Here is a 22,534-nt window from a genome sequence, read left to right as displayed (position 1 = left end):
CGTCACCGGAAGACGATGCCGTCTCGAAATCGGCGTTCGGCGACGAGCTACCGGCTCCCCGGGGCTTCAGGATGCCCAATCAGCGTTCCGGTGAATAAGCCGGGTGGATAAGAAGAGCTGTTATGATAGTGTTGTAGAAGAAAAAGAAAACAAAAAAGTTGATGATGAGGCGTCGGGTGATAATGAGGTGTGTGCTACACTTAAGAGTGACGCTGATCATAGTAAAGTGAAAGCTGAGAAGCATCAAACGGCACAGCTTTTTGATACACTTCAAAAGGATTTAGAGTAGCATGTCTGATGAGATTTTTTATCCAGGCGAGATTTATGATCAGTGGAAAGAAGCTATTGATCAATCTGGCCTTCCTACGCATGATGAAAAAGCCATCATGCAAGTGGTTCGTTATGTTCAACCACCTCTTAGTATTAAATCGCTAAAAAACGCCGTTGAGGTTTTTGGATGGGATCATGATGATCTTGATTTGAAAGGTGCCATCCAAAATCTTTCATCGAATGAAAATATCCCATTTGAGCGTCCCAGAAAAATTGGGTCGTTATACCCCGTGTTTTTTGCGATGACCAACCCCAGGTTTCTGGGCACTGCTGGCGATCATAAGTATTCTCTTGGGCGTCAGCTGATTAATGATTGGTTTTCAGATTTAACGACGGGACTTAATACGTCTCGACACAATTTTTATAGTCATGTGCTTGCTGTTCGACATGTTTTAATGGCAGTCATCGGAGCTGATTATCAAGCTGATAAGGAAGCAGAAAAACCTGATAAGTTCTTTTATTCCGCTATCCGAAGTGATGCCTTATATAGTCAAAGACGGCAACTTGATCGGTCTTATCAAATTTTTACTGAAATTTATCAGGATGAACTCAGCCCTGGGGAGTTGATCCGTCGCTCGCCTGGAGGACGACGGGGCGGTGCTCAGAAAAAGCGCGAAAAAACAGATGATTGGCATGATGTGAGAGTTAAAAAATTGGCCAGCGTGTCTCCGCCGAAACGTACCCGTGTATCTCAGCCGCCTGATCCAGACAAAAATCAAAAAGCCGATGAGCTCGCAGATACAGAAGCGACTGTCCTGGGTTTTCATCCTATCAGCACATCTACAGCTGCTGACAATGCAGAAGAAAATGAGCAGCCAGTTCTGCAACGAAAAACCTCTTCAGCATTGACGCCCAGCGATGATCGAAAAATAGTTCAACGCTGGATCAATAGCGCGGCGACTGCTTCTTTATCTACCGTGAATGATTTGTCGCGTCTCACTCCTGAAAAAGTAAAGGAGTCCCTCGCAGTATCATTAAAACCGATTGAATATGCTCTAGCTGTTTTATTGTTAACTACCGGCATGCCGGTTAAGCGCATAATAACGCTTGAGACGCTTTCGGAAGATGATGTAGATATTGCCGCGATCACTAAAGACCACCCAATCTTTTTTCCTGAGACCAATGAGCTGTGGTATCGATTGCTCGATGGCCCAGGTGCTAACAAATCCAACAAAGATAAATATTGTCAATGGGTAATTCTGAAGTTGCCTGATATTTTAGCGACGGCTCTTTCAGATCCCGAACCAAGTCAACATGATCGTCCTTTCCGAGGGGTTCTCGGTGAACTGAACCGTAAATTGAAAAATAACTTTCGAAGGCATGCAGGCATTATCCCAACGGCAAACAGACTTAGAGCCACCAGCTGGCTATGGCGTCGTCCCCATGCGCGTGACGATGTCGCCGCTGAAATGCTAACGGGACAGTTCGGCTTAACGCTGTCGGCGCCGGCGGCCTACCGCAGTATACCACGCACCGAAGTTCAGCATGTTTTTACTCATACAATAAAAAGTTTGGGCATCATTTATACTGACACGAAGCCGAATAGCACTGAAGTTAAAGCGGATAGCAATAGCGATGGTAATACAGTAGGGTCTGCCGTAGCACAACCGCCATGCGCATTTTTGCCATTATTCGCAGAACTGCGAGAAGCCATGGGTTTGCCTATTGATGAGCTCGCGATGTGGTGGAGCGGTCAAGAATTTCCGCGTCGAAGCCTTATAGCTCTTTACCAATATGTCGCGGCATACCATCTGCTGGCTTGGCAATTATCTACGGGTGCGCGACCGATTGGCCCCGAGAGTCAAAATACTTTTTCCGGGAAATGGCAATGGCTTCATGATAAAAACTCAGCTCGCGGCGTAGAATCACGTGTGATTCCATTGCTGACAGATATTAAAAACGCGTTGTTTAAACTTCAGTGTTGGACTGATGCTTTGTTGCGTCAGTTACGTGATGAAGATATCACGGTCGAAGATCGTCGCACCAGCGATCGTAACACGCCGGATTGGCTAGAAGAGAAGGGGCGTAGCCGCCGACTAATATTGCGTGATATGTGCTGGTCCGACCTACAATCATTACCGCTGACGACTACGAAAGATCTAGCTGATAACGTAGCCCGACATTCGCTTGCCAGCTGGCTGCGAGAGAGGGTTTCCGATGCAGAAGTTGATGCGCTGCTGGGCCATGCTAGCGATGGCCGCAGCCTGTCATCAGTACGTGCCGAAGCAACTATCAATCACGACGGTGGGCTACGCCGCCGGTTAAATAACTGGTTAAAGTTATGTGGTTATAAGTCCTTGAAGTGGGAGAAGTTGCCATGGCACGACTGAACGCAGTGCGCTTGATTGGGCAATGGCAGAATGAGAAACGCAGCATCGTGCAGCCGGTCAGCCTGCCCGATACCAAGTGGGTCCTCGAGGCTATTTTTGGTGATGTACCCGTCTCAAGCGTGGACTTGGATACTGCGTTTGTAGAAACGCTTGCTGACGGACTGTTTGAGTGGCGCCTGTCGGATAAACGTCCGATAACCCGAAAGCACGCGCGTAAACGTGTCAATCGAGTATTGCAGCAGCTCAATCAGATACCCGGTATGCAAGCGGTGCTGATACCTGAGCCGATCCCGACGCACCGCCCCACGCCTTGGCCGACAACGGCACGTTCACTCGACATTGGCGAACAGATGGTGCAGCTCGATAAAAATATACTCAGCTGGTGTCGCCGCACTGCCCAGCCAGATGCGTGGTTGCTCGTGTTGGCAATTCGGCTGATGACGCGATTTGGGATGGGGGAAACAACCGCTCTTGGAACGCTTGCGATGCTCACCCGTGAGCATATCAGTCAGCGATGGTGGGCGATTCCCGCCGCCCCCGGAGAGCAGTTAGCAGAGGGCGGCCATTATCAAATACGGCTGCCTGATGATGTTTGGGTGCCGCTACGCGCCGTGCTATCTCGAGAGGGCAACAAGCGACCTACCGGCTGGCTGCTATTTTCTCCCGAGGGGGCCCCGCTGGATTATCGTCAGCGAGTTAAACAGCTGCGTACGCGTCTCAAAACGGCGACGAAGCAATGCCTCAAAGAACGAGAGCAGAATGCCGACAGCGATAACTGGTGCCGCTTACGCACCTGGTCAACGTTGGTGAATGCCAGCCAGTATGTGCCGCTGCTACGCGGCATTCCGCCACTCTGGGCTCGCATGTTGCGACAGTATCCGCTACCCACCTGCACGCCAGTGCCGCTTTTGTCAGAAAGCGAAACCGCGCACTGGTACACGCCTGGCGAGCGGTACGGCCGGCTGCCTGATAGGCCTACAATTGCAAACGCTTCTGCTCCAGTGCCTGAGCTCGGACAGCAAACCCAACCGGCCGGTTTGGCATTGATTGATACGGATCATTTGCCGGTGGGCTGGGCGCGGCAAGCCAAGAATTTGCTGCGGCAGTTTTTGGCTGAAGTAGCAGAGATGGATACAAAAAAGGTCAGCGCTGCTCGATTTGAACCGCCTATGAAAGACAGACTGTTGCGGCATGAAAAAAAGCTGGTGAGGCTCATTGGCCATAGCGGCAGTTACCCGCAGTGGGTTTTGCATTTTCTCTATCATCAGCTGCGTACCAAGGGCAACAAGGTGGGTACAGCCCGGACCCAGCTTTCGCGACTCACACCGATCACGATGATGCTGCAAAACGCGATACTGGATCTGAGCGACTGGGATGACGATGTGGTGTTGGAACTGCAGGAGGCCGCGACGTCAGGCGCAAACTGGTCGGATGGTACTTTGGCGGCATTTTATAAAACGATGCGTCAGTTTATGGCGTTCTGTCAGCAATATGGTGCCCTGGAAGGCATTACTCTGCCTCGCAACGCCACCTCATCATTAGCGCCCAGCGTGCTGCGCACCAGGATCCTGTCACCGGATCACATGGAAACGGTGTGGAACAGCCTGGTCGATCATGTACCTGCCGGTGATCCGCGACAAATGATGGCGCTGGTTATTGCGCTTGGATTCTACGGCGGCCTTCGAGCCTCTGAAGTGTTATCACTCACGCTTAACAATGTTGTGATGCAAAATGGCGCAGGTGAGGGAGAGCATACATGCTGGATCGAGGTCGAAGGTGGGAAAACGTCAGCCGCCAGGCGTCGCGTTGCGCTCCACGTGATGGCACCGCCGTCTGTGATTGAGCAAATGAATACCTGGGTCAACAATAGAAGAAAAGAGTGCTCAGCTAGCCTGCTTGCTGACATAGCACTGTTTGGCCCTCGGCACTCGCCCGATGCCTTCGCCCGTGAATCCCTCATCACGCCTGTCATCGGCTGGATGCGTTATGTGCTGGGTGAGGATATCGATTTCCATGGCCTGCGCCACGCAGCGGTTTCATGGACGCTGCTTCGCTTATACGCAGCGCAAAAGCCGGCGTTCAAAGCGACATTACACCATCGGTACCACTGGATGTTTTGTGATACCGCACTGGACGCGACGCTAGCGCATTTCTGTGGTGCCGAGGGGGACGACACGCTGGCACGCGGTACCCAGTTGTTGCATGTTGCCAAATGGATCGGACATCGCGATGCCGGCACTTTGCTGCAACATTACGCTCATACGCTAGGGATAATACATAGCGACGTGTTAGCGCCGCAGGCACGCGCTTGATCGATCCTTGCCGGCAAGGCAGGAGTCAATACCAGCGGGGCTAACGCCCCGCACCACATTCTCCCCACACTTTGGTTGGTGTGGGTACCCTGTGGGGCGAAGGATGGAACACGCCAAACACGTTCAAGACAAATACATCTCAAGGAGTTAAGTATGGCCATACTGGTCACCGGCGGCGCGGGCTACATCGGCTCGCACATGGTGCTGACGCTATTGCAGGCAGAACACGACGTGGTCGTGCTCGACAATCTGGCTAACGCCAGCCGAGAGTCGCTACGCCGAGTGGCTGAGTTGGCCGGCAAAACGCCTACGTTCATTGAAGGCGATATCCGCGATCGTGACGCCTTGGACGCGCTGTTTGCTCAGCACGCCATCAGCGACGTGCTGCACTTTGCCGGGTTGAAAGCTGTGGGCGAAAGCGTCGCCGAGCCGCTTCGCTACTATGAGAATAACGTAGCGGGCACATTAACGCTGTGCCAGGCCATGGCAGCGGCTGGGATATACCGGCTGGTATTCAGCTCGTCGGCCACGGTGTATGGCGATGGCCATCCTATGCCAATTCACGAAGGCCTACCGACAGGGCAGCCCACCAATCCGTACGGCACCTCCAAACTGATGGTGGAAAACGTGCTGCGTGATTTGGCCCGCGCCGATGAGCGCTGGTCGATTGCACTTCTTCGCTACTTTAATCCGGTAGGCGCACACGAAAGCGGTCGCATCGGTGAAGACCCCAACGGCAAGCCCAACAACCTGGTGCCGTTTATCGCCCAGGTAGCAGTAGGGCGGCGCGAGGCGCTATCGATCTTTGGCAACGACTATCCCACACCGGACGGCACCGGCGTCCGCGACTATATCCACGTGATGGATCTCGTCGAAGGCCATCGGGCCGCCATGCAGGTGCTGGCAGGCCAGCAGGGCGTCGGCATCTGGAATCTGGGCACCGGTCGCGGCTATTCGGTGCTGGAAATGGTCGAGGCCTTTGAAAAAGCGTCAGGCCAGGCAGTGCCGTACCAAATTGAGTCGCGCCGTGAAGGCGATATTGCCGAGTGCTGGGCGGATCCGGCGCTGGCTAGCGAAGAGCTCGGCTGGCAGGCCGAACGCGGACTCAATGACATGCTGGCCGATACCTGGCGCTGGCAGCAGCAAAACCCGAACGGCTACGGCGCATAAGTGCATTAATATGTACGCGCTAGCCAAAAGTCTGGTGGCTCAACTGCTGATGCCCTTGCCCATCAGTCTGGGGCTATTAGTCGTGGGTCTGGTACTGCTGGGGCGCCGATGCCGGCGGTCGGGGCGGTCGTTCGCCATCATCGGGGTCGGCCTATTGGCACTGGCCAGCTGGGGGCCGGTGGCCGAGCGCCTGCTGATGCCACTCGAGACGCACTACCCGGCGCGCGACACCTTGCCCAGTGAACCAGGCATTGACGCAGTGGTAGTGCTGGGCGGTGGCTGGCGGCCGGAGGCACCCTGGTCGAGCACCGGGCGGCTGTATGACAGTTCCGCTGTGCGTCTGATGGAGGGCATACGACTGTGGCGCCAGGCGCCCGATTTGCCGTTGGTGGTAACCGGGGCCAGTCGCGACCCAGGTGAAGCGCCTATCGCTCAGGGCTACGCCGAAGTGGCCAGGGAACTGGGCGTGCATGAGGCGCAGCTACGCATACTCGACCAGCCAACAGACACGGGAGAGGAAGCTCGCGCAGTACACGACTTACTTGGTGATGGCGCCAGGGTCACCCTGGTGACGTCGGCTTCCCACATGCCGCGTGCAATGCGCCACTTTCAGCGGGCAGGGCTGGATCCGATTGCCGCGCCGACGCACTACCTGCTGGACAGCGGGCAGGAAAACTCCCTGGGATACTGGGTGCCTTCCGCCGGCCACCTGCGCAAAACCGAGCGTGCTATCTATGAGGCACTGGGCCTGCTGATGGTTAAAGCCGAGCATTGAAAGAGGCCGGATGCATACAGCCAGCCGGCCAAATGGACGATGCCACTACAGTAGCCAAAGTTGTCAGGGTAGCGAGGAGCTACAAGACTATGCGACTGGCGCAAACAGCAGCGCCAGATCGTCTTCGTCGAACAGTACCCCGCCATTCTGACGTTCCTCGCCGCCTTCCAGAATGGATGCTGCCAGGTCCGCCTTGCGAGACTGCAGATCCAGAATGCGCTCCTCAACGGAGCCTGCACAAACAAGCTTGTGGACGAATACCGGGTTTTTCTGCCCCATACGGTGCGCACGGCCGGTAGCCTGTGCCTCCACGGCGGGGTTCCACCAGGGATCGTAGTGAATCACGGTATCAGCAGCCGTGAGGTTCAGCCCGGTGCCGCCGGCTTTCAAGCTGATCAAAAACACGGGGATATCGCCCTGCTGAAATGACGCCACACGCGCTGTTCGGGCCTTGCCGGGTGTCTCACCGGTTAGCGTGGTGAATGCAATGCCATCCTTTTCCAGCGCTTCACCGATCAACGTCAGCATCTCGGTAAACTGGGAGAAAATCAGAATATGTCGGCCTTCCTCGACCAGCGGCGATACCAGCTCTCGCAGCCGTTGCAATTTGGCCGACTGCTGTACCTTGCGAGCGCTGTCCAACTTCACCAGCCGTGGATCGCAACATACCTGACGCAATTTGAGTAGTGCATCCAGCATCACGATGCCCGAGCCGGCCAGACCCCGCTCGGCGATGGCCTGCTGTACCCGCTGATGTTGGGCCAGGCGCAGGCTTTCATACAGCTCGCGCTGAGCGCCACTCAGCGTGATATCGTGACGTTGCTCGGTGATGTCGGGTAGCTCGGCCAACACTTGCTGCTTTCCACGACGCAACATCAACGGTGAAATACGTCGTGTCAGGCGTTCTCGCAACGTTACGTCGCCGTCTTTTTCGATGGGCGTACGAAAATGCCGCCCAAACCACTGCTGGGACCCCAGGGCCCCGGGGGCGACCACATCCAACTGTGCCCATAGCTCGCCCAGGTGGTTTTCCAGCGGTGTGCCGGTCATGGCCAGGGTGCGCTCGGCGTTAAGTTGGCGTACGGCGCGTGCCGATTGACTGGCAGCGTTTTTGATTGCCTGGGCTTCATCCAGTACCAACAGCCCGAAGTGGGTCTCCTGGAGGCGCTCCAGATCACGGTTGATCAAGGCATAGGTTGTGATCACCAGGTCGGCGTCGGCAAGCGCTTCATCAAATTGCCGCATACGCTTTGCCTTGCCGCTTTGCAGCGCTACCACTGTCAGTTCCGGGGCAAAATGGGCCGTCTCCGACCACCAGTTTCCTACCAGGCTGGTGGGGGCTACCACCAGCACGGGAGCTGTTAGCGTGCCGCGAGCGCGCTCATCGAGTATATGAGCCAGCACCTGTATGGTTTTGCCCAGCCCCATGTCATCCGCAAGAATGCCGCCTGTATCCAGTTCGGCCAGAAAGCGCATCCAGGCCACGCCGCGTGCCTGGTAGTCACGCAGCTCACCGGCAAAATCGGGAGGTTCTTCCACGGTCGTAGGCAGTTGGCGCAGCCTGTCGGCCAGGTCGGTCATGTGCTCACGGCCGGCCCAGCGTTCGTTTTCCGCCAGGGGCGCCATTTGCTCGGCCGCTGTGACGGGGAGGGGGACTGCGGCACCGGGATCATCCCGGTCATCCAGCCAGTCCAGAATCGGCGCCATCAATGAGCGCAGCCTGGTCAGCGGCAGTTCCAGCTGGCGATTGTCCGGCAACGCCAGAGTCCAGGTCGCGTCTTCCGGCTCATTTTCCTCGGGTTCCAGAGGAAAGTCCGAGCGCTGAAGCAGTTGGCGAAGAATGGGCAGCAGGTTGAGCCTTTCTCCCTCGACTTCAATATCCAATGCCAGATCGAACCAGCCGTTACCGGCCGGTTCCAGTTCGCCATGCCAGGCATCCGGGGATACCACGACCGGCTCTTCCGGAAAGTCAGGGTCAAACTCGATACGACAGCCGGCTTCACGCAGCTGATCGATCATGTCCCACCATTCATCGGGCGCCGCCAGGTGTGTGGACCACTCTTCGGCGCTGGTCGGTGGCGTGCCGTCTATTGGCAGCAGCAGGGTCCAGCCCGGTAGATTCAGATAATCGGGAAAGGCATCGTTTTTATACAGCTGCTCAAGGGGCACCATGCCGGAAGGCAGGCTCTGGATCAGCGCCACTTCCTTGTTGCCATCGCGCTGTACCGTCAGCTGCTTGCCGTCACGATACCCGGTGGCGGTGTCGCCTTCCTCGGGGGCTACATCGATGCCTGCGTAGTTAAACTGAATAATGGCAGCGCCCACGTGAACCCAATAGGGCAGTGCGTCACGTTGAGGGGAAAGCAATATGCCACGGTGCGTGCCGACCTGCCCCATGGCGATCGTCATGGTGGCTTTGAGTTGTGGCGAAACATCCGCCAACACCTGTTCTTCTACCCGGTGAGGCGTTGGCAGTGTTCGGGCCAATGCGTCGGATTGTTGAAACTGATCGTCCAGCCATTCGCTGATGCCGGGAGGTAATGGCGGGGCGCGGTATACATGGGCCAGACGCTCTGGTGTGCCTTCAAGGTGGCCCAGGTACTCGTATGTCGGGTCGAGATAGCAGAGGTCACGGCCGACGCTCGCAAAAACAGCGTCTTCCGATACGCTATCGGCCGGCTCTGTTAATGGCACGAGCCGCTGAACGCCCTGGTCATCGGTTTGCCAGTCGGATACCAGCTGACAGGGATCTCCAAACTGCAGCAGAGGGCCTGTTTGCTGCTGATAAAACAGCAGGGGAGGGGTATCGCTTTCCAACAAGCGCCATAAGGCACGGGCTTGTAAATCGGTGGACACGAGCCGCCACTGACCCTGGTTTCTGGCATGCATATGACCTGCTTCGCCGTGCAGCAGCCGGTCAACGGCCTCTTCCGCAGTGGCCGTCCAGCCATCCTCGGGTGAGGGTTGCAGCTGGCCGTCAGACGCAAATTCGATGCGGCGGGGTGCCACCCAGCCGCTACCACGACCGCGCTGTCGTGAAGGGCGCAGCCAAACCGGCATCACGGCCAGCTTGGGGACACTGCTGAAAAAGCGTCCCATGCCGACATCCAACAGTAGGCCCAGGCGATATTCATGGCCGACGCGCTGGTGTTCGGGCGCCACGGGGGGCACTTCTTCCATCTGACGAATCCAGCTTTCCCATTGCAACCTGGCAAGCGTGTCGTCATTCCGGGGGGTGGATACCTCAGCCTCGGGCTGTGGAGAGCCGGCCATGGCTGCTGTCCAGCCTTTTTCATCGAGATAGTGGAGAAAGATTTCAATAAGCGCGACGGCGTGTTTACAACCGACTCCCACGGGACATGTGCAGATCGCCAGCATGTCGGGTTCGTGAGGGTCGATGGTAATCTCAATTTCCGTACGATATGGGCGCTTGAGGCTACCTTCGACCTGTCCTGCCAGTGCCAGGCTATTATCCTCATGCTCCAGACTTATTGGCCCTGATACAAATCCTTGCTCAGCGTAACGCTTGCCGCGCTTCAGCGTATTCCGGTCAAAATAGGTGGGCCAGTCATGGCGCTGAAGCGCCCGGTAAAAGATTAATGCATCGTCCATCAGCATGGCACTGTGCATGAGAACACCTTAAAAAGCTCGGACAGAAAGGAAGCAGGAGCAAGACAGGCCAGAGCGTCGAGTTCGAGATGACCGCGCTTTGCCCAAGGGACGTTAACGGGTCCTGGGATTTGCATTTTGCATGTGCTCGGGGAGCCCGGAAGCGGCTTCCCGGTCCATGACGATCGTGACGTTATGGTGATGTTTAAGTGCTGAAGCCGGCAACGCTTCGTTGGCATCACCATGGTATAGCTGAGCCATGGTATCGGCCTTATGGCGACCTGTCGCCAGAAGCATGATTTCCCGCGCTTCCAGAATATCCTGTATACCCAGCGTCATCGCATGGGTGGGTACCTCACTGTGGGCGGAGAAAAAGCGCCCGTTATCCAGACGCGTTTGATCGGACAGCGCCACGGTATGGGTGCGGCTGGAAAACGGTGTGTACGGCTCGTTGAAGCCGATGTGACCGTTGGAGCCGATCCCCAGGAGCTGAAAATCCAGGCCGCCCGCTGCTCGGATCGCCTCCGAGTATGCCTGGCACGCCTTTTCCGGGTTATCGGCCAGGCCATCAGGCACATGTAGCCTTTGCCTGGAGAGTGGCAGGTGCTTGAAGAGATGTTCGTGCATATAGTAACGATAGCTTTGGCGGTGCCACTCTCCAAGCCCAATATACTCATCCAGGTTGAAAGTCGTCAGCTTCGATACGTCGATTGAGCGTTGTCGGATCAGTCGAACCAGTTGCGCGTATAAAGATTCCTGCGTGCTGCCTGTCGCCAGGCCCAGGGCCATATCAGGAGAGGCTGCTATGCAATCCAGGATCCGCTTTGCAGCGAAATGCGAAACCTCGTCTGCGGTGTTGAAAACTTGATACATAGCATGGTGTCCGCGATGTGTGGTCTAGTAGCAAAATTCCGCGTGAATCCCGGGGTCCATCAATAGCAAAGCCGGTACGTTGTCACCAGCTGTCATAAGCTCCTGTCTGTTCGGACAGGATATTGTCAGAGCAGGTGATCACCGGGCATTTCTACCGAGCGTTGATGTTGCAGCATATTGAGTAGCACCACGGCGCGCTCAGTGCCTTTGGCATGCTGGAAGATAGCTTCAAGCCCCTTGAAGGGACCGTCGGCAATCTGAACGCTGTCGCCGGGAGAAAATCGACTGTGTACGCCGTCAGGCTCATCGGAGCCATGCACAAGCTGCTCGATCAGCGTGTCGGGAACAGCGGCTGGCACATAACCGAACGTGACAATGCGCAGGACACCGCGAGTGGAGCGAATGGGTGCCCAATTGCTCGAGATCTTGTCGAGCCTGATAAAGAGATAAAACGGAAATAACGGTTCGCATACAAGGGTCAGTTTGCCTCGGCGGCGGCGCTTTCGCTCGAGAACCGGGTGTAACACCTCATACCCCTGGTTATCCAGGTGGTCGGCTGCGCGAAAAGACTCGCCGGCCTTGCACTGGACGACATACCAGGAAGCTGGATGGCTTTTCGTGTGTACGTCAGTCTCGGGCGTTTGCTCTTGTTTCAAGAAAACTCTCCTCGTCAGCAACGTTCACGTGAGGCCATTGTGTCTATAGGTTGCCGCAAATCGTGTTAGCGATTTCTGACGACGCCTCCAGAAGACTCAAGAGGCGTCGTCCATTATTGGCGGGAGTATATTAGTTATACGAGTAGTTGTAGTAGCCATATCCGTAGGAGGTAGCCGCTTTGCGCTCCATGGCGTTGAGTATGGCGCCCTTGACCGTCACGCCGGTGGTTTCCAGACGACGGTTGGCGATGACCAGTTCTTTGGCCGGGTTCTTCTGGAAGCGCGCGACCATCAGGCTGGTGCCGCACTGTTTGCCGACTATGGCGGCGTCGGTGACGGCAAGTATCGGCGGGGTGTCGATAATCACCAGGTCATAGCGCTGGCTGGCCTGCTCCAGAAAGTCGCTGAAGTTCTTATGCATCAGCAGCTCTGAAGGGTTGGGCGGGGCGCTGCCCCGGGCAACGTAGTTCAGTCCGGCCTGCTCTGAGCTGCGCAGCACATCGTCGAGCGCGGCCTTACCACTTAGCAGCTCGGAAAGGCCGCTGCTGCTTTGGCCGCCAAAGGCGTGATGAAGGTGGCCTTTGCGCATGTCGGCATCGATAACCAGCACGTTCTGCCCGGCCTGGGCGCATACCGCGCCCAGGTTTACTGAAACAAAGCTTTTGCCAACGCCGGGGCTGGGGCCGCTGACCATCAGGCGGTTGTCGGCGGCTTCCATCATGGCGAAGTGCAGGCTGGTGCGCAGCCCGCGCAGCGCCTCGATGGAGGTGTCGGCGGGCTCGCGGTGAGCAAGTATGCCGGCCATGACGCTTTGTCCGTGGCGTTCGCGCCGGCGTTTAATGCGCCGGGTCAGCTGGTGCTGGGTGTCGGAAAGCGGCACTGTGGCATAAACGGGCAGGCCGGCTTCTTCAATCTGCTCGGGCGATTCCACACCGCGATTAAAAAGACCACGCACCAGCACCAGTCCTACCGCCAGCATGCCGCCCAGCAGGGTGGCCAGCACCACGATGAGTTTCTTTTTCGGAGCGACCGGGGCGGGCTGTACCGCGGCGTGGTCGAGAATACGCACGTTACCTACGGTGCTGGCTTTGGCGATCTTCATTTCCTGGATCTTGTTGCGCAGCTGCAGGTAGATTTCCTGGTTGAGCTCGACATCCCGGGTGCGGCGAAGAATCTGCTGCTGGGTTTCCGGCAGCGATTCAACCCGCTCATTGAGCCGTTCACGTTCGTCTTCGAGCTGCTGCTTTTTGTCCAACAAGGCAGAGTAGGTGGGATGGCCGGGAGAAAAACGTCGGGAAATTTCCGCTTCCTTGAAGTCCAGCTCGTTGAGCTTGGCTTCGATGTTGACCAGCCGCTGCAGAACGGATTTGGTTTCCTGGGTTAAATCGACGCTGTCGCGCTCGGTGCGGTAGCGGTTCAGCGTATTCTCCGCGGTGCGCAGCTGCTGGCGTATTTCGGGCTCTTGCTGCTCCAGAAAGTCCAGACTTTGCTCGGCCTCGGCGCTCTGGCGCTGTATGTTCTGGTTAAGATAGACCGTGCTGATGGCGTCCAGAACGCGCTTGGCGCGGGCGGGCTCGGCGCCGGTTAGCGCAAGCTCGATCAGGCCGCTGTCCTTGCCCTGCTGGCTGATGCTAAGGCGTGAGCGCAGGTCGTTAATGGTGACCAGGCGCGAGCGCTTGACCAGAGTAAATTCGGCACCGGGGGCGGCGGTGAGTTCGGCGACGCGCAGCTTGACCTGGCCGTTCATGAAACGGGCATTGTCGCCGATTTGAGCGCTACCCAGGGGCTTGTCGTTGTGGCGTAGCCGATAGCCGTTGCCTTCAGTGGCGATAAGGGTAAACGCTTCGCCCTCAAGCGGGCCGTCTACCTGGAAGTTGCCGACGTTGATCGTCTCGCCGGCCCAGACGCTGCTGCTGGCAAAGCCCGGGCGTTCTATGCCTTGGCGTACCAGAAAATTGCCGATGACGGGCAGGCGGGTAGGCGTTACCGACAGGTCCAGGCGTTCCTGATCCACGGCGCGACCCAGCACCAGGCGCGAACGCAGGATGCCGATCTGGGTGTCGGCTTTGGGCTCTTCACCGAGCATGGCTTGCACGTCTTCCAGGGGGTTGCTGATTCCTGCCTTCTTTTCCACCTGGATCAGTGCATCGGCGCGGTAGATCGGCGTGCTCAGCAGGGCATAAACCACGCCGATAATGGCAAACAGCGCGGTGATGCCGATGATCCACCACTTATGGTCAAGCAGCAGCCCAAACAGTCGGCCGAGATCGATTTCGTCGTCCGCCGTTGAGGCGGGCCTGGTTTCAGGGTTTTGCAAATCTGACATGTCGGGTGAATTCTCCGAGCTGGGTGATGCAGCGCCGCTGGGGCAAAGCGTAAAAGACGAAGGTTATAGGCGCGTTGCCCAGCTGTGGGTCGCATCTTTTAGCAGCTGGTGGACGTGTTCAAATGCTTCCGGGCTTTTACGATAGGGGTCGGGGATGTCGCGGCCTTGGCCGTTTTCCAGCCAGCGCCCCAGGCGCATGGTTTTGCCCAGTGCTTCGGGGGCGAGCTCGCCGGCGGCGCGGCGCTGGCCTTCGCTCATGACCAGTACCAGATCGGCGGCGTGCAGCATGCCGGCAGTAAGCTGCCGTGCCTGGTGGTCTGCCAGGTCGAGCCCGTCGGCTTCGCCCAGACGGCGGGCCGTGGGTTCAACGCCGTGGCCGACGACCGCGCCCAGACCAGCAGACTCAACGCGGCGCTCAGGTAGGGCACGCGCCAGTAAGGCGGCGGCGACCGGGCTGCGGCAGATGTTGCCGGTGCAAACGATGAGAATGTGCTGAAACATTAGAAATCGTCCCGCAGGTCGTTGGCGTCTCGGGCGGTGCGGGTAATCTGATACACCGAGGTGATGGTAGGCAGCATCTGATTGACAACGCGGTTCCAGCGTCCGAGCGGGGTGGTGGTCACGTAGACCACGTCAGTGGGCGCAAGCTTGAATTCGGTGCCCAGCACCATGGCGGCAGCGTTGCGTGCATCAAGCTGATAGACCGTGGCCAGCTTGTCGCTGCGCTGGGGCTGGCGGCGGAAAACAAAGATGCCGCTGGCGTCGGCTTGGGTCTTTTCCAGGCTGCCCGAGCGGCTAAGGGCTTCGGTCAGGCTCATGCGTGAACGCCCCATGGGCAGCGTTTGCGGCTCGCCCACTTCCCCCATGACGAACACTTTCTGCTCGTTCAGCTCGGGAACGTGCAGCACGTCGCCGTCTTTTAGCAGCATGTCGTCGCCCAGCTGGCCTTTGTTGAGCATGTTGTAAAGCGAAAGAGTATGGATTTCGCCGTCGCGCATCAGCTGCACGCCGTGCCAGTTGGCCTGATCGGTCAGCCCGCCGGTGCGGCTAACGGCGTCCAGCACGGTCATGGGGACGTTGGTAATAGGTTGTCGTCCCGGGTTTTTCACTTCGCCGGAGATCAGCGCGTCCTGGGATTTGAAGGCCGCCACTTTAACTTCAACCTGAGGCTCGGCAATGTAGGGAGTCAGGCGCCGGGCGATGCGGCTGCGCACTTCGCGCACGGTGCTGCCCTGTACGTCGATACGGCCAATGAAAGGGTAAAAAATGGTGCCGTCGTCGTGCACGGTATTACCGGCCTCGGCGGCGCTGCGCTCGCTGCCCGAGGGGATGGTCAGCTCCGGATGGTCGTATACGGTAATGCTCAGTACGTCGCCCTTGCCGATGCGGTACTGGTAGCCATCAATGCTGGCGCGCTGTTTTTGGCTGGCCTGGCGCATAGTGTCACGGTCCGGTGCGGCACGCTGTGCATTGATCAGCCCGGGTGTGATGGGTTCAACGTCGACAAGGTCGTTGATCGGAGCGCTTGCGGTATCGGACGCGAAGTAGCTGCCGGGGGCAAAGGCGCAGCCGCTAAGCCAGAGAGTGCAGCCCAGGGTGGCGATAAGCTTGATAGGAGGTAAATGGCGCATGGTGTTGGGCCCTGAGAAGTCGAGCGACGCGTGTTCGGGCACGCTGCCGCCCAGAGTGCAGTGGCGCATCCCGAAGCCTGTGGTTGTATCTGGCAGCGTACTGTTGTTACGGCGGCGGCTGGCAAGCGCCATCATCGCCGTTAAAAGCATTGGCATATTACCAGCTGTCCGGGTATTTCTCCCAATATGATCCCAGGTTGCGCTCTTCGGTGAGGCCATAGAGCCCGTAGCGCCGACCAAGTCTGGCGCCGCCGTCGCGCGTGAGCGGCTTCCAGGCAACGGTGGCCCGTGAGCGAGTCGAGCGAGTGAACAGTGCATTGAAGGGAATCGACAGATAAAGCCCCTTGTCGAAACTACCCTCGCCGTAATCGTCGCCGGCATCTGTCCAGGTTGCCCATGCGCCGATGCGCACGCCAGAGTCGAATTCGCGCGAGAAATCCAGCGTGGTACCTATGTCGCCGGCCAGGTAGCGCCCAACGCTGGCCTTTGCCAGAACGTCTTCAAATCCGGTCTCAACGTAGGCGCTAAGGTGGCCGGTCCAGGTGCTGTAATCGCGCAGCTCAAAGCGTTGTTGAAACGCACGCTGCCGCACCCAGTTGAGGTCAGCGCCTACCGCCCAGCCGCTGTTGAAGGGGCGGTATAGCACCTCGCCACCGACGCCGGCATACATCATTTCCAGCAGGCCACCATAGCCCATGGCGTACCAGTTATCGCCCGGCTGGGCGGTACGGGTGTACTGCAGATTTTCAATCCCAACCTGAGATTTCGAGAGGTATTCGCCGATATAGGTCCGTACACGTGGCAGCTCGGAATTTGAGATGTACTCGTAGTTGTCCATATTATCCCAGATAGTGCCGGCCACCGCGCCGGAAAACCAACCGTTGGGATCAGTGCGGTATTCCGCGTTCAGCACGGCCAACAGGCGAAACAAATAGCCGTCCGGACCGCCAAGGTTCTGGTCAAGTCGCGGTGCCAAGTTCCAGCTGAACCCTTTAAAGCGATGATGGTAGAGCGTCTCGCCGTGTTCACTTGTGGCATCAATTGCCAGATCGGCGTGGGAATAGATGCCGTACAGATGATCGCTCTCGTACTCTTCAGAGTCTGCTGCCGCCAGCATGGCTTCACGGTCATGTACGTCTTCGCGCAGCGCCAAACCGCGGCTTTCCCAGCGAAAACGAAAGCGTTCCACGCCGGCATCTGCCTGGGCGTGCAGGATGCGCCCGGCGCGCTTTTCGCTTTCCATCAGTGACGGATAGGTCATGGGTTCGCCGCTGACGGTCAGGTCGCGGCCGTCGCGGCTAATGCGGCTTACCGCAATTCCCGCATTGCTTGCCAGTGCGTTACTGACGGCTTGCCAGTTTCTCTGCGGCCCGGCATCGGTGGCAACCGGCGGCGGGTCGCGTTTGATCTGGCTTATGCCGGCCAGGTTAAACCGGTAGTTAAGCCCCATCATCACGGTATTCCCACGCTGCCAGCCGCTGTGTAAGGAGAGGCCATCGGTCAGCGCCAGACGCCCGCCGATGTTGAAGCGGCTATCCTGTTCAAGCTTGGATCCTGACGGTTCATTGCTGTAGTCGTTGCCCTCGTATTCCAGCTGCATGACCAGCGGATCCCACGGCGTCTGATATTCCACACCCCCGAATGCTGCTACCGGCCCGCGAAATAGCGCATCCAGAGCAAATTCGCCGCCCTGGTCGCCGCCGCTGTCATCTGGGCGATGGTCAAAGCGATCGTCCGCCCAGCCCAGCGGTGAGCCGGCATCGTCAGCATGGCCGAGATATCCCCAGCCCAACCCCAAAGTGAAGTCGAAATCGTGCCAGCGCTTGCTGGCGGCTAGATACTCGGCGCCAAACAGCGTTGTTCCGCCTACGTCTCGCAGGCCGAGCGCAAGCTGCGGCGCGTAGCGCGACTCTTGAAGCAGGCGAAGTTTCACGTCCAGGCCTTTATCGAGCAGGTTGCGATCGCCGGAAGCCGCCTGATAATCACGGTTTTCGATCTCGGAATAGCGAAAGCCGCCTTCCAGCCATTCGGCGGGCTGAAAGAACACGTTATAGCGACGATAAGGAGCTGTGCGGCTCCAGCCAACCATCATGCTGCCCATCGGAGCCATGCGCGCGGTAGGGGTTTGCATCAGGCCGATGCCGCCAAAATCGCTTTGCCCCTTGCCTAGATTATTTTCTCCTGTGCTACCGAACAGGCTGCCGGCCATTGCATCACTGCTTGCCAGCCACAGTGGTAAAAGAGCTGCCTGCAGCAATCCTTTCGTCATCAGAACTTGCGCGGGATACCCGGTACTTTTAGTGCCGGGAGGGATAGCGCGTCGCCCGCAGGGCGGCCCGGATTACGCTACCGCCTGTCCCGCTCCTCCCTTGTGGTTGATGGATGGCGTGAGGTGGTAGCCGTAGCCATCACCGCGCTGAATCAGGGTGCAATGCTTGTGCAAAATGCCCTGCAATGCCCCCTGTTGCGTCTGGGTGTTGAAGCGGCCGGTTTTGCGCACGGCCACACGGCCCGTATGCGTGCCGGCTTTCCTGCCGGTGGGCACGATGGCTTTCACCATGTCGCCGGTCTGAAAACCGTGTACCTGTTTTTGTTGCATCAGGTAGCCACGAGGGAAACCGTGCCGAGTCAGTCGAGTGCGTTGATAACCGCCGCGCCCGGTGGCCTTGAGGGTGTCAAACAGCGCCCAGCGGGTTGCATTGACCGCACTGGCGTCGCGTAGCGGCTGCTTGAGCTGGCGCTGTACGCGCTCAAGCCTCACCAAGGCGGTGTGGCCGTGTTGTTTCAGGCGCTTTTTTAGCCCTTTGTCGTGGGAAAAGAAGTCGCCAAGCGGTTGGTTGCCTTTGGCTTGATTACAATCGTGACACGCCAGAGCCAAATTGCTGACGCGGCTGGAACCGCCCCGGCTGCGTGGCTCAACATGCTCAACTTCCAGCGGCGTCTCGGTGGCGCCGCAGTAGGCACATGCCCGCCCCCACTTTTCCAGCAGATACGCCCGCACCATGGCCAATCCGGTCGTCTTGCTGCCCGGATCGAGCTTCAAACGCAGCGGTTGCGTGTCGCCGCCCACCCGATCCTTGAGTCGGATCGCGAACGGGTAGCGTTTATGTACCACGGCGCGACCGCGTTCCAGCAGCAATCGGGCGCGTTTTTCGCTGCACGGCATCAACGGCTGCTTGTGTTTATCCCATACGAAAACCGCCATGGCGATTTCCTCCTGATCAATGCCCTTACGGGCCCTGTGTCGCGGATCGTTCGATCCGTCTCCCCTCGGGAATGTCGATAACCGGCTCCTGCCGACGATACGCTATCAGCAGCGGTCAGAACCTTCGGCGTTTTACCTTGCGCCCGCATGATCCAGACCTTTCAGAGCAGCAGACTGAGGAAGCATCCACTGGTGAGTTTTGACGACCTGTTACCCACGTAGCGGCCATGTTGCCCGCTCTCCTTGGTCAACCGGGCCTGTTTTCACAAGCCTCTTCCCTTCAGGGAGAGGTAGTTGACTCGTTCCTTGCCGGCTATTGCCCGCGCTGTATCGCGTGTCACGTATCCTTGCGCCATATCGTGCAATCGTCACTGGGAAGTCGTGTAGCCAGGTAGGTAGGCAAGCGCTGGTTAATAAGCCGGCTTGCCGTTGAAGAACGTGAAGAAAGTAAACCGGAAAGAGAACGTTTAGTATCAGGCAGCGCCAGCGTTACCCGGCTTCCGGGCGTTAGCGGGGTAGGCTCGGCGTTCCAGGCAGCAATGCCGCGGCGGTGTTGCTTCCCCGTTGGCGTAATCAGCCAGGCATTATCGGCGCTAGCATAGGCATCTGGTGGTAGCTGTTTGAGCGCTTCATCCAGAGTCATGCCTGCCTGCCAGGGCAGCCGAGTTACGCCTTTTAGATGCCATATCTCGACCCAGGCCGGCGGTTTACAACTGCCCCACAGGGCTACTTTGGCAAGTGGTGGGTCCTGGCGCGGATGGGCGCCCAGCCAAGGTAGATCAAAACGCCCCGGCGTTCTGGCCGGCAAGCTTTTATCTTCTGCTAACCGTTGGCGCCAAACGGTTAGCCCGTCAGCGCTTGCCCCGCCGTTGTTGAGCCGCGCGCTGGTAATGAGTGTTTCCAGCTCGGCTATCAGCCGGCGTCGCTTACTGTCTACGGTGGCGGCAGTGTTATCGCGCAGCGCGAAGGCATGGCTCCAGACAATGGCTGGAGCCGACGATAAGCTATTGAGCCACCCTTCAGAAAGTTTGGTTGAACTGGTCTGCCCCAGTGCAGGCAACGGTGCCAGCGCCAGGCACATTGCCGTTGTGAAAGCGCCCAGTCGACGTTTCAGGTGTATCGCCGAAGCCGTATGCATCTTCTTCGCTGCTACCACCATGGTCGTGCGACCTCCCAACGAATGGTTGGGCCGTCGGGCCAGGCTTGCTCTTCGCCTGCCCATACGTGAAGGCTGTCCGGGGCGCGCCAAAGCGTGCCTTGGGTTGTGCGACCGTCTTGCCAGTCAAGAGTTAGCGTGCAGGGCTCCAGCTTTAGTGTCGCCAGCGGAAGCTTGCGTTGCTTTGCAGGTCCGCATGTTAATTGGCCATCCGCGCTTAGAGTTTGAATCAGTCCTTCGGTGTCTTGCCAGGTGCGAATAAGATCGAAGGAACGGGGCGATTTTTGCCGCCATGGCGGCGGCGTGTCTTTCTCGCTTTGTGGGTAACGTGTATCAAGCAGGTCTTCGCTCAGGCCTGCCGTGGCTTGTAGACCGTCGTGACGCAGGGAGATGAGACCGTGGTGACCCGTTGGCCAGAAAGTATTAGAGCCGCTGATGGCGCCCAGCACGACGAGTCCGCTGCGCTCGCCTGTGTCGATGGATAAGCTCGCAAAGGGAATGTCAGCCGCGCGACTGGTTTGGTCATCCGGCGGCGCAAAAACTTCAGCGAATACATCGGCTGTCGCCGAGGTGCGGCCGTTGACACATCCGCCTAACAGAAAAAGCATCAGCAGCCCGATAGACCACGCCGGCAGTGGCGCGATCTGTTTGGCTACATAAGAGAGCCGCCCTTGAGCGGCTTCGGATTGTAGGCCGTTTGCTGTGGCATGCGGCATGTAGGTTTCCCAGTTAAAAGGTGCCGGTGGTGCCGGTAGTTCCAGTCGTGCCGGTAGTGCCGGTGCTGCCGCCACCGTTGCCGCCGGATCCGCCGCCGTTACCGCTGGATTCGTCGTCGTCGGAACCGTTGGTTCCGGTAGTGCCAGTGGTGCCGGTTGATCCATCGCTGCTATCGTCGTCACCGCCGCCGTTACCGCCGGATTCGTCGTCGTCGGAATCGTTGGTTCCGGTAGTGCCAGTGGTGCCGGTTGATCCATCGTTGCTATCGTCGTCACCGCCGCCGTTACCGCCGGATTCGTCGTCGTCAGAATCGTTGGTTCCGGTAGTGCCAGTAGTGCCGGTTGATCCATCGTTGCTATCGTTGTCACCGCCGCCGTTACCGCCGGATTCGTCGTCGCCATCATTATTGCCGCCGCCGGAGCCATCGCCGCCGGAGCCATCGCCGCCGGAGCCATCGCCGCCGGAGCCATTGCCGCCGGAGCCATCGCCGCCAGAGCCATCGCCGCCAGAGCCACCGGGGCCTTCATCCGGGGCACCAGAAGAGCTTCCAGATCCGCCACTGGCGCTAGCGGCAACGCCGACCGCCACGGCTGCCGCTGCGGCGGCCCCCACAGTCAACGTGGTGGTGCTAACGCCCAGCGCATTTGCAAGGCCTGAAGCACCGCCGCTTTGCACTCCTGCCTGTGTCTGTGCGGCAGAGGCCGGTACGCTGGTGCTTTGGGCCATGGCCAGCGGAGCACTCAGCATTCCCATGGCTGCTAATAACGCGATCTTATTATTCATTGCTAATGTCTCCTTAAGTTCTATCGTTTGATAGAGTACTGGTACAGCGTATGAAAATGAACAAGGCAGCCGCTCAGCGCAATGCCTGCCAGCGTTTGGCAGAGTCGTTAAAGCCGCCGCAGGGTTGGCGTAGCGTCAAGTAGCCGGGTACCCGCTGGGATTCTGCCGCCGCCAGCGCCAGGTATCTGTGAGCATGGCGTCCAGCCCGCGGCTGAGCTTGCCAGTCGAATGCTTCCCGGGCAAGCGTTGGGTCCGCCCAGCACTCGGCAATATCGCCTTCTCGGCGCGGTTCAATACGGTACGGTACCGGCCGGCCGGAGGCTTTCTCGAAGGCTTTGATCATTTCCAGCACCGAATAGCCGCGCCCGGTGCCCAGGTTCCAGATACCCACGCCCCGGCGCGAGGCCAGCACCTGCATGGCGGCCAGATGACCTTCGACCAGATCCATCACGTGGATATAGTCGCGCACCCCGGTGCCGTCGGGGGTAGGGTAGTCGTTGCCAAAGACTGACAGCGCCTCGCGCCGGCCTACCGCCACCTGGGCGATAAACGGCACGTAACTATTCAGGTGGCGTCGGATGAGACTCGCCAACCCGCTGTTCCTTCAGGCATAGTACCGTCATTCGACTCCCCCACCCAGCAGGCAACATGACCATCAGCG

General features: G+C 58.3%; 17 protein-coding genes. 5 read left to right on the top strand and 12 right to left on the bottom strand.

The genetic code is table 11. The features are described 5' to 3' along the window. Positions 1–103 precede the first annotated feature (103 nt). The 5 genes from ABD654_RS03955 to ABD654_RS03935 all read left to right on the top strand — a co-directional run bounded on the left by ABD654_RS03955 (position 104) and on the right by ABD654_RS03935 (position 6,917). Positions 104–289 (top strand): hypothetical protein, encoded by a 186-nt coding sequence (locus ABD654_RS03955; RefSeq protein ID WP_344702498.1) that lies wholly within the window; start codon positions 104–106, stop codon positions 287–289. A 1-nt stretch (position 290) separates the two neighbouring features. Next, positions 291–2,660, top strand: coding sequence for a site-specific integrase (locus ABD654_RS03950; RefSeq protein WP_344702497.1), 2,370 nt, complete (start codon positions 291–293; stop codon positions 2,658–2,660). Continuing rightward, entirely contained in the window at positions 2,648–4,972 is a 2,325-nt protein-coding gene (locus ABD654_RS03945; RefSeq protein WP_344702496.1) for a tyrosine-type recombinase/integrase, read from the top strand. Before ABD654_RS03950 ends, ABD654_RS03945 begins: the two co-directional genes overlap by 13 nt. 153 nt (positions 4,973–5,125) lie before the next feature. After that, entirely contained in the window at positions 5,126–6,142 is a 1,017-nt protein-coding gene (gene galE / locus ABD654_RS03940) for a UDP-glucose 4-epimerase GalE (protein ID WP_344702495.1), read from the top strand. Between the two features lie 196 nt (positions 6,143–6,338). Further along, positions 6,339–6,917 (top strand): ElyC/SanA/YdcF family protein, encoded by a 579-nt coding sequence (locus tag ABD654_RS03935; RefSeq protein WP_344702494.1) that lies wholly within the window; start codon positions 6,339–6,341, stop codon positions 6,915–6,917. A gap of 87 nt (positions 6,918–7,004) precedes the next feature. On the opposite strand, the gene ABD654_RS03930 is transcribed toward ABD654_RS03935, so the two are convergent. From ABD654_RS03930 to ABD654_RS03875, 12 genes are all read right to left on the bottom strand, one after another. Continuing rightward, positions 7,005–10,547 (bottom strand): DEAD/DEAH box helicase, encoded by a 3,543-nt coding sequence (locus tag ABD654_RS03930; RefSeq protein WP_344702493.1) that lies wholly within the window; start codon positions 10,545–10,547, stop codon positions 7,005–7,007. 93 nt (positions 10,548–10,640) lie between these two features. After that, positions 10,641–11,399, bottom strand: coding sequence for a glucosamine-6-phosphate deaminase (gene nagB / locus ABD654_RS03925; protein ID WP_344702492.1), 759 nt, complete (start codon positions 11,397–11,399; stop codon positions 10,641–10,643). Between the two features lie 125 nt (positions 11,400–11,524). Beyond that, positions 11,525–12,055 carry a transcription/translation regulatory transformer protein RfaH gene (rfaH, locus tag ABD654_RS03920; RefSeq protein WP_344702491.1) on the bottom strand — a complete coding sequence of 177 codons (531 nt, stop codon included), beginning with the start codon at positions 12,053–12,055 and terminating at the stop codon, positions 11,525–11,527. Between the two features lie 130 nt (positions 12,056–12,185). Then, complete coding sequence (locus tag ABD654_RS03915) at positions 12,186–14,381, bottom strand: polysaccharide biosynthesis tyrosine autokinase (protein ID WP_344702490.1); 2,196 nt, start codon at positions 14,379–14,381, stop codon at positions 12,186–12,188. Between the two features lie 63 nt (positions 14,382–14,444). After that, positions 14,445–14,882 carry a low molecular weight protein-tyrosine-phosphatase gene (locus ABD654_RS03910; RefSeq protein ID WP_344702489.1) on the bottom strand — a complete coding sequence of 146 codons (438 nt, stop codon included), beginning with the start codon at positions 14,880–14,882 and terminating at the stop codon, positions 14,445–14,447. Then, positions 14,882–16,012, bottom strand: coding sequence for a polysaccharide export protein (locus ABD654_RS03905; RefSeq protein ID WP_464387778.1), 1,131 nt, complete (start codon positions 16,010–16,012; stop codon positions 14,882–14,884). The genes ABD654_RS03910 and ABD654_RS03905 overlap by 1 nt, the downstream gene beginning before the upstream one ends. A 157-nt stretch (positions 16,013–16,169) precedes the next feature. Next, on the bottom strand, positions 16,170–18,281 hold the full coding sequence (locus tag ABD654_RS03900) for a YjbH domain-containing protein (protein WP_344702487.1): 2,112 nt from the start codon (positions 18,279–18,281) through the stop codon (positions 16,170–16,172). 72 nt (positions 18,282–18,353) lie between these two features. Then, the gene (locus ABD654_RS03895) at positions 18,354–19,217 is read right to left on the bottom strand and encodes an RRXRR domain-containing protein (protein ID WP_344702486.1); all 864 of its coding nucleotides are present in this window, start codon (positions 19,215–19,217) and stop codon (positions 18,354–18,356) included. Between the two features lie 337 nt (positions 19,218–19,554). Beyond that, positions 19,555–20,376 (bottom strand): capsule biosynthesis GfcC family protein, encoded by an 822-nt coding sequence (locus ABD654_RS03890; protein ID WP_344702485.1) that lies wholly within the window; start codon positions 20,374–20,376, stop codon positions 19,555–19,557. Beyond that, positions 20,367–21,089 (bottom strand): hypothetical protein, encoded by a 723-nt coding sequence (locus ABD654_RS03885; RefSeq protein WP_344702484.1) that lies wholly within the window; start codon positions 21,087–21,089, stop codon positions 20,367–20,369. The genes ABD654_RS03890 and ABD654_RS03885 overlap by 10 nt, the downstream gene beginning before the upstream one ends. Before the next feature lie 13 nt (positions 21,090–21,102). Then, the gene (locus tag ABD654_RS03880; RefSeq protein WP_344702483.1) at positions 21,103–21,873 is read right to left on the bottom strand and encodes a hypothetical protein; all 771 of its coding nucleotides are present in this window, start codon (positions 21,871–21,873) and stop codon (positions 21,103–21,105) included. 73 nt (positions 21,874–21,946) lie between these two features. Beyond that, positions 21,947–22,465 carry a GDP-mannose 4,6-dehydratase gene (locus ABD654_RS03875; RefSeq protein WP_344702482.1) on the bottom strand — a complete coding sequence of 173 codons (519 nt, stop codon included), beginning with the start codon at positions 22,463–22,465 and terminating at the stop codon, positions 21,947–21,949. Positions 22,466–22,534: the final 69 nt, after the last annotated feature.

This window comes from Halomonas cibimaris, assembly GCF_039537045.1.
Lineage (GTDB): Bacteria > Pseudomonadota > Gammaproteobacteria > Pseudomonadales > Halomonadaceae > Vreelandella > Vreelandella cibimaris.
The sequence above is the reverse complement of the archived record's forward strand: the minus strand, read 5'-3'. Positions and strand labels throughout refer to the sequence as shown.

Excerpts from the sequence above, each read along its gene's own strand:
- ABD654_RS03950 (WP_344702497.1), top strand. The coding sequence starts at position 291 with ATGTCTGATGAGATTTTTTATCCAGGCGAGATTTATGATCAGTGGAAA.
- ABD654_RS03945 (WP_344702496.1), top strand. The coding sequence starts at position 2,648 with ATGGCACGACTGAACGCAGTGCGCTTGATTGGGCAATGGCAGAATGAG.
- galE (WP_344702495.1), top strand. The coding sequence starts at position 5,126 with ATGGCCATACTGGTCACCGGCGGCGCGGGCTACATCGGCTCGCACATG.
- ABD654_RS03935 (WP_344702494.1), top strand. The coding sequence starts at position 6,339 with ATGCCACTCGAGACGCACTACCCGGCGCGCGACACCTTGCCCAGTGAA.
- ABD654_RS03930 (WP_344702493.1), bottom strand. The coding sequence starts at position 10,547 with ATGCACAGTGCCATGCTGATGGACGATGCATTAATCTTTTACCGGGCG.
- nagB (WP_344702492.1), bottom strand. The coding sequence starts at position 11,399 with ATGTATCAAGTTTTCAACACCGCAGACGAGGTTTCGCATTTCGCTGCA.
- ABD654_RS03915 (WP_344702490.1), bottom strand. The coding sequence starts at position 14,381 with ATGTCAGATTTGCAAAACCCTGAAACCAGGCCCGCCTCAACGGCGGAC.
- ABD654_RS03910 (WP_344702489.1), bottom strand. The coding sequence starts at position 14,882 with ATGTTTCAGCACATTCTCATCGTTTGCACCGGCAACATCTGCCGCAGC.
- ABD654_RS03905 (WP_464387778.1), bottom strand. The coding sequence starts at position 16,012 with ATGCGCCATTTACCTCCTATCAAGCTTATCGCCACCCTGGGCTGCACT.
- ABD654_RS03900 (WP_344702487.1), bottom strand. The coding sequence starts at position 18,281 with ATGACGAAAGGATTGCTGCAGGCAGCTCTTTTACCACTGTGGCTGGCA.
- ABD654_RS03895 (WP_344702486.1), bottom strand. The coding sequence starts at position 19,217 with ATGGCGGTTTTCGTATGGGATAAACACAAGCAGCCGTTGATGCCGTGC.
- ABD654_RS03890 (WP_344702485.1), bottom strand. The coding sequence starts at position 20,376 with ATGGTGGTAGCAGCGAAGAAGATGCATACGGCTTCGGCGATACACCTG.
- ABD654_RS03885 (WP_344702484.1), bottom strand. The coding sequence starts at position 21,089 with ATGCCGCATGCCACAGCAAACGGCCTACAATCCGAAGCCGCTCAAGGG.
- ABD654_RS03880 (WP_344702483.1), bottom strand. The coding sequence starts at position 21,873 with ATGAATAATAAGATCGCGTTATTAGCAGCCATGGGAATGCTGAGTGCT.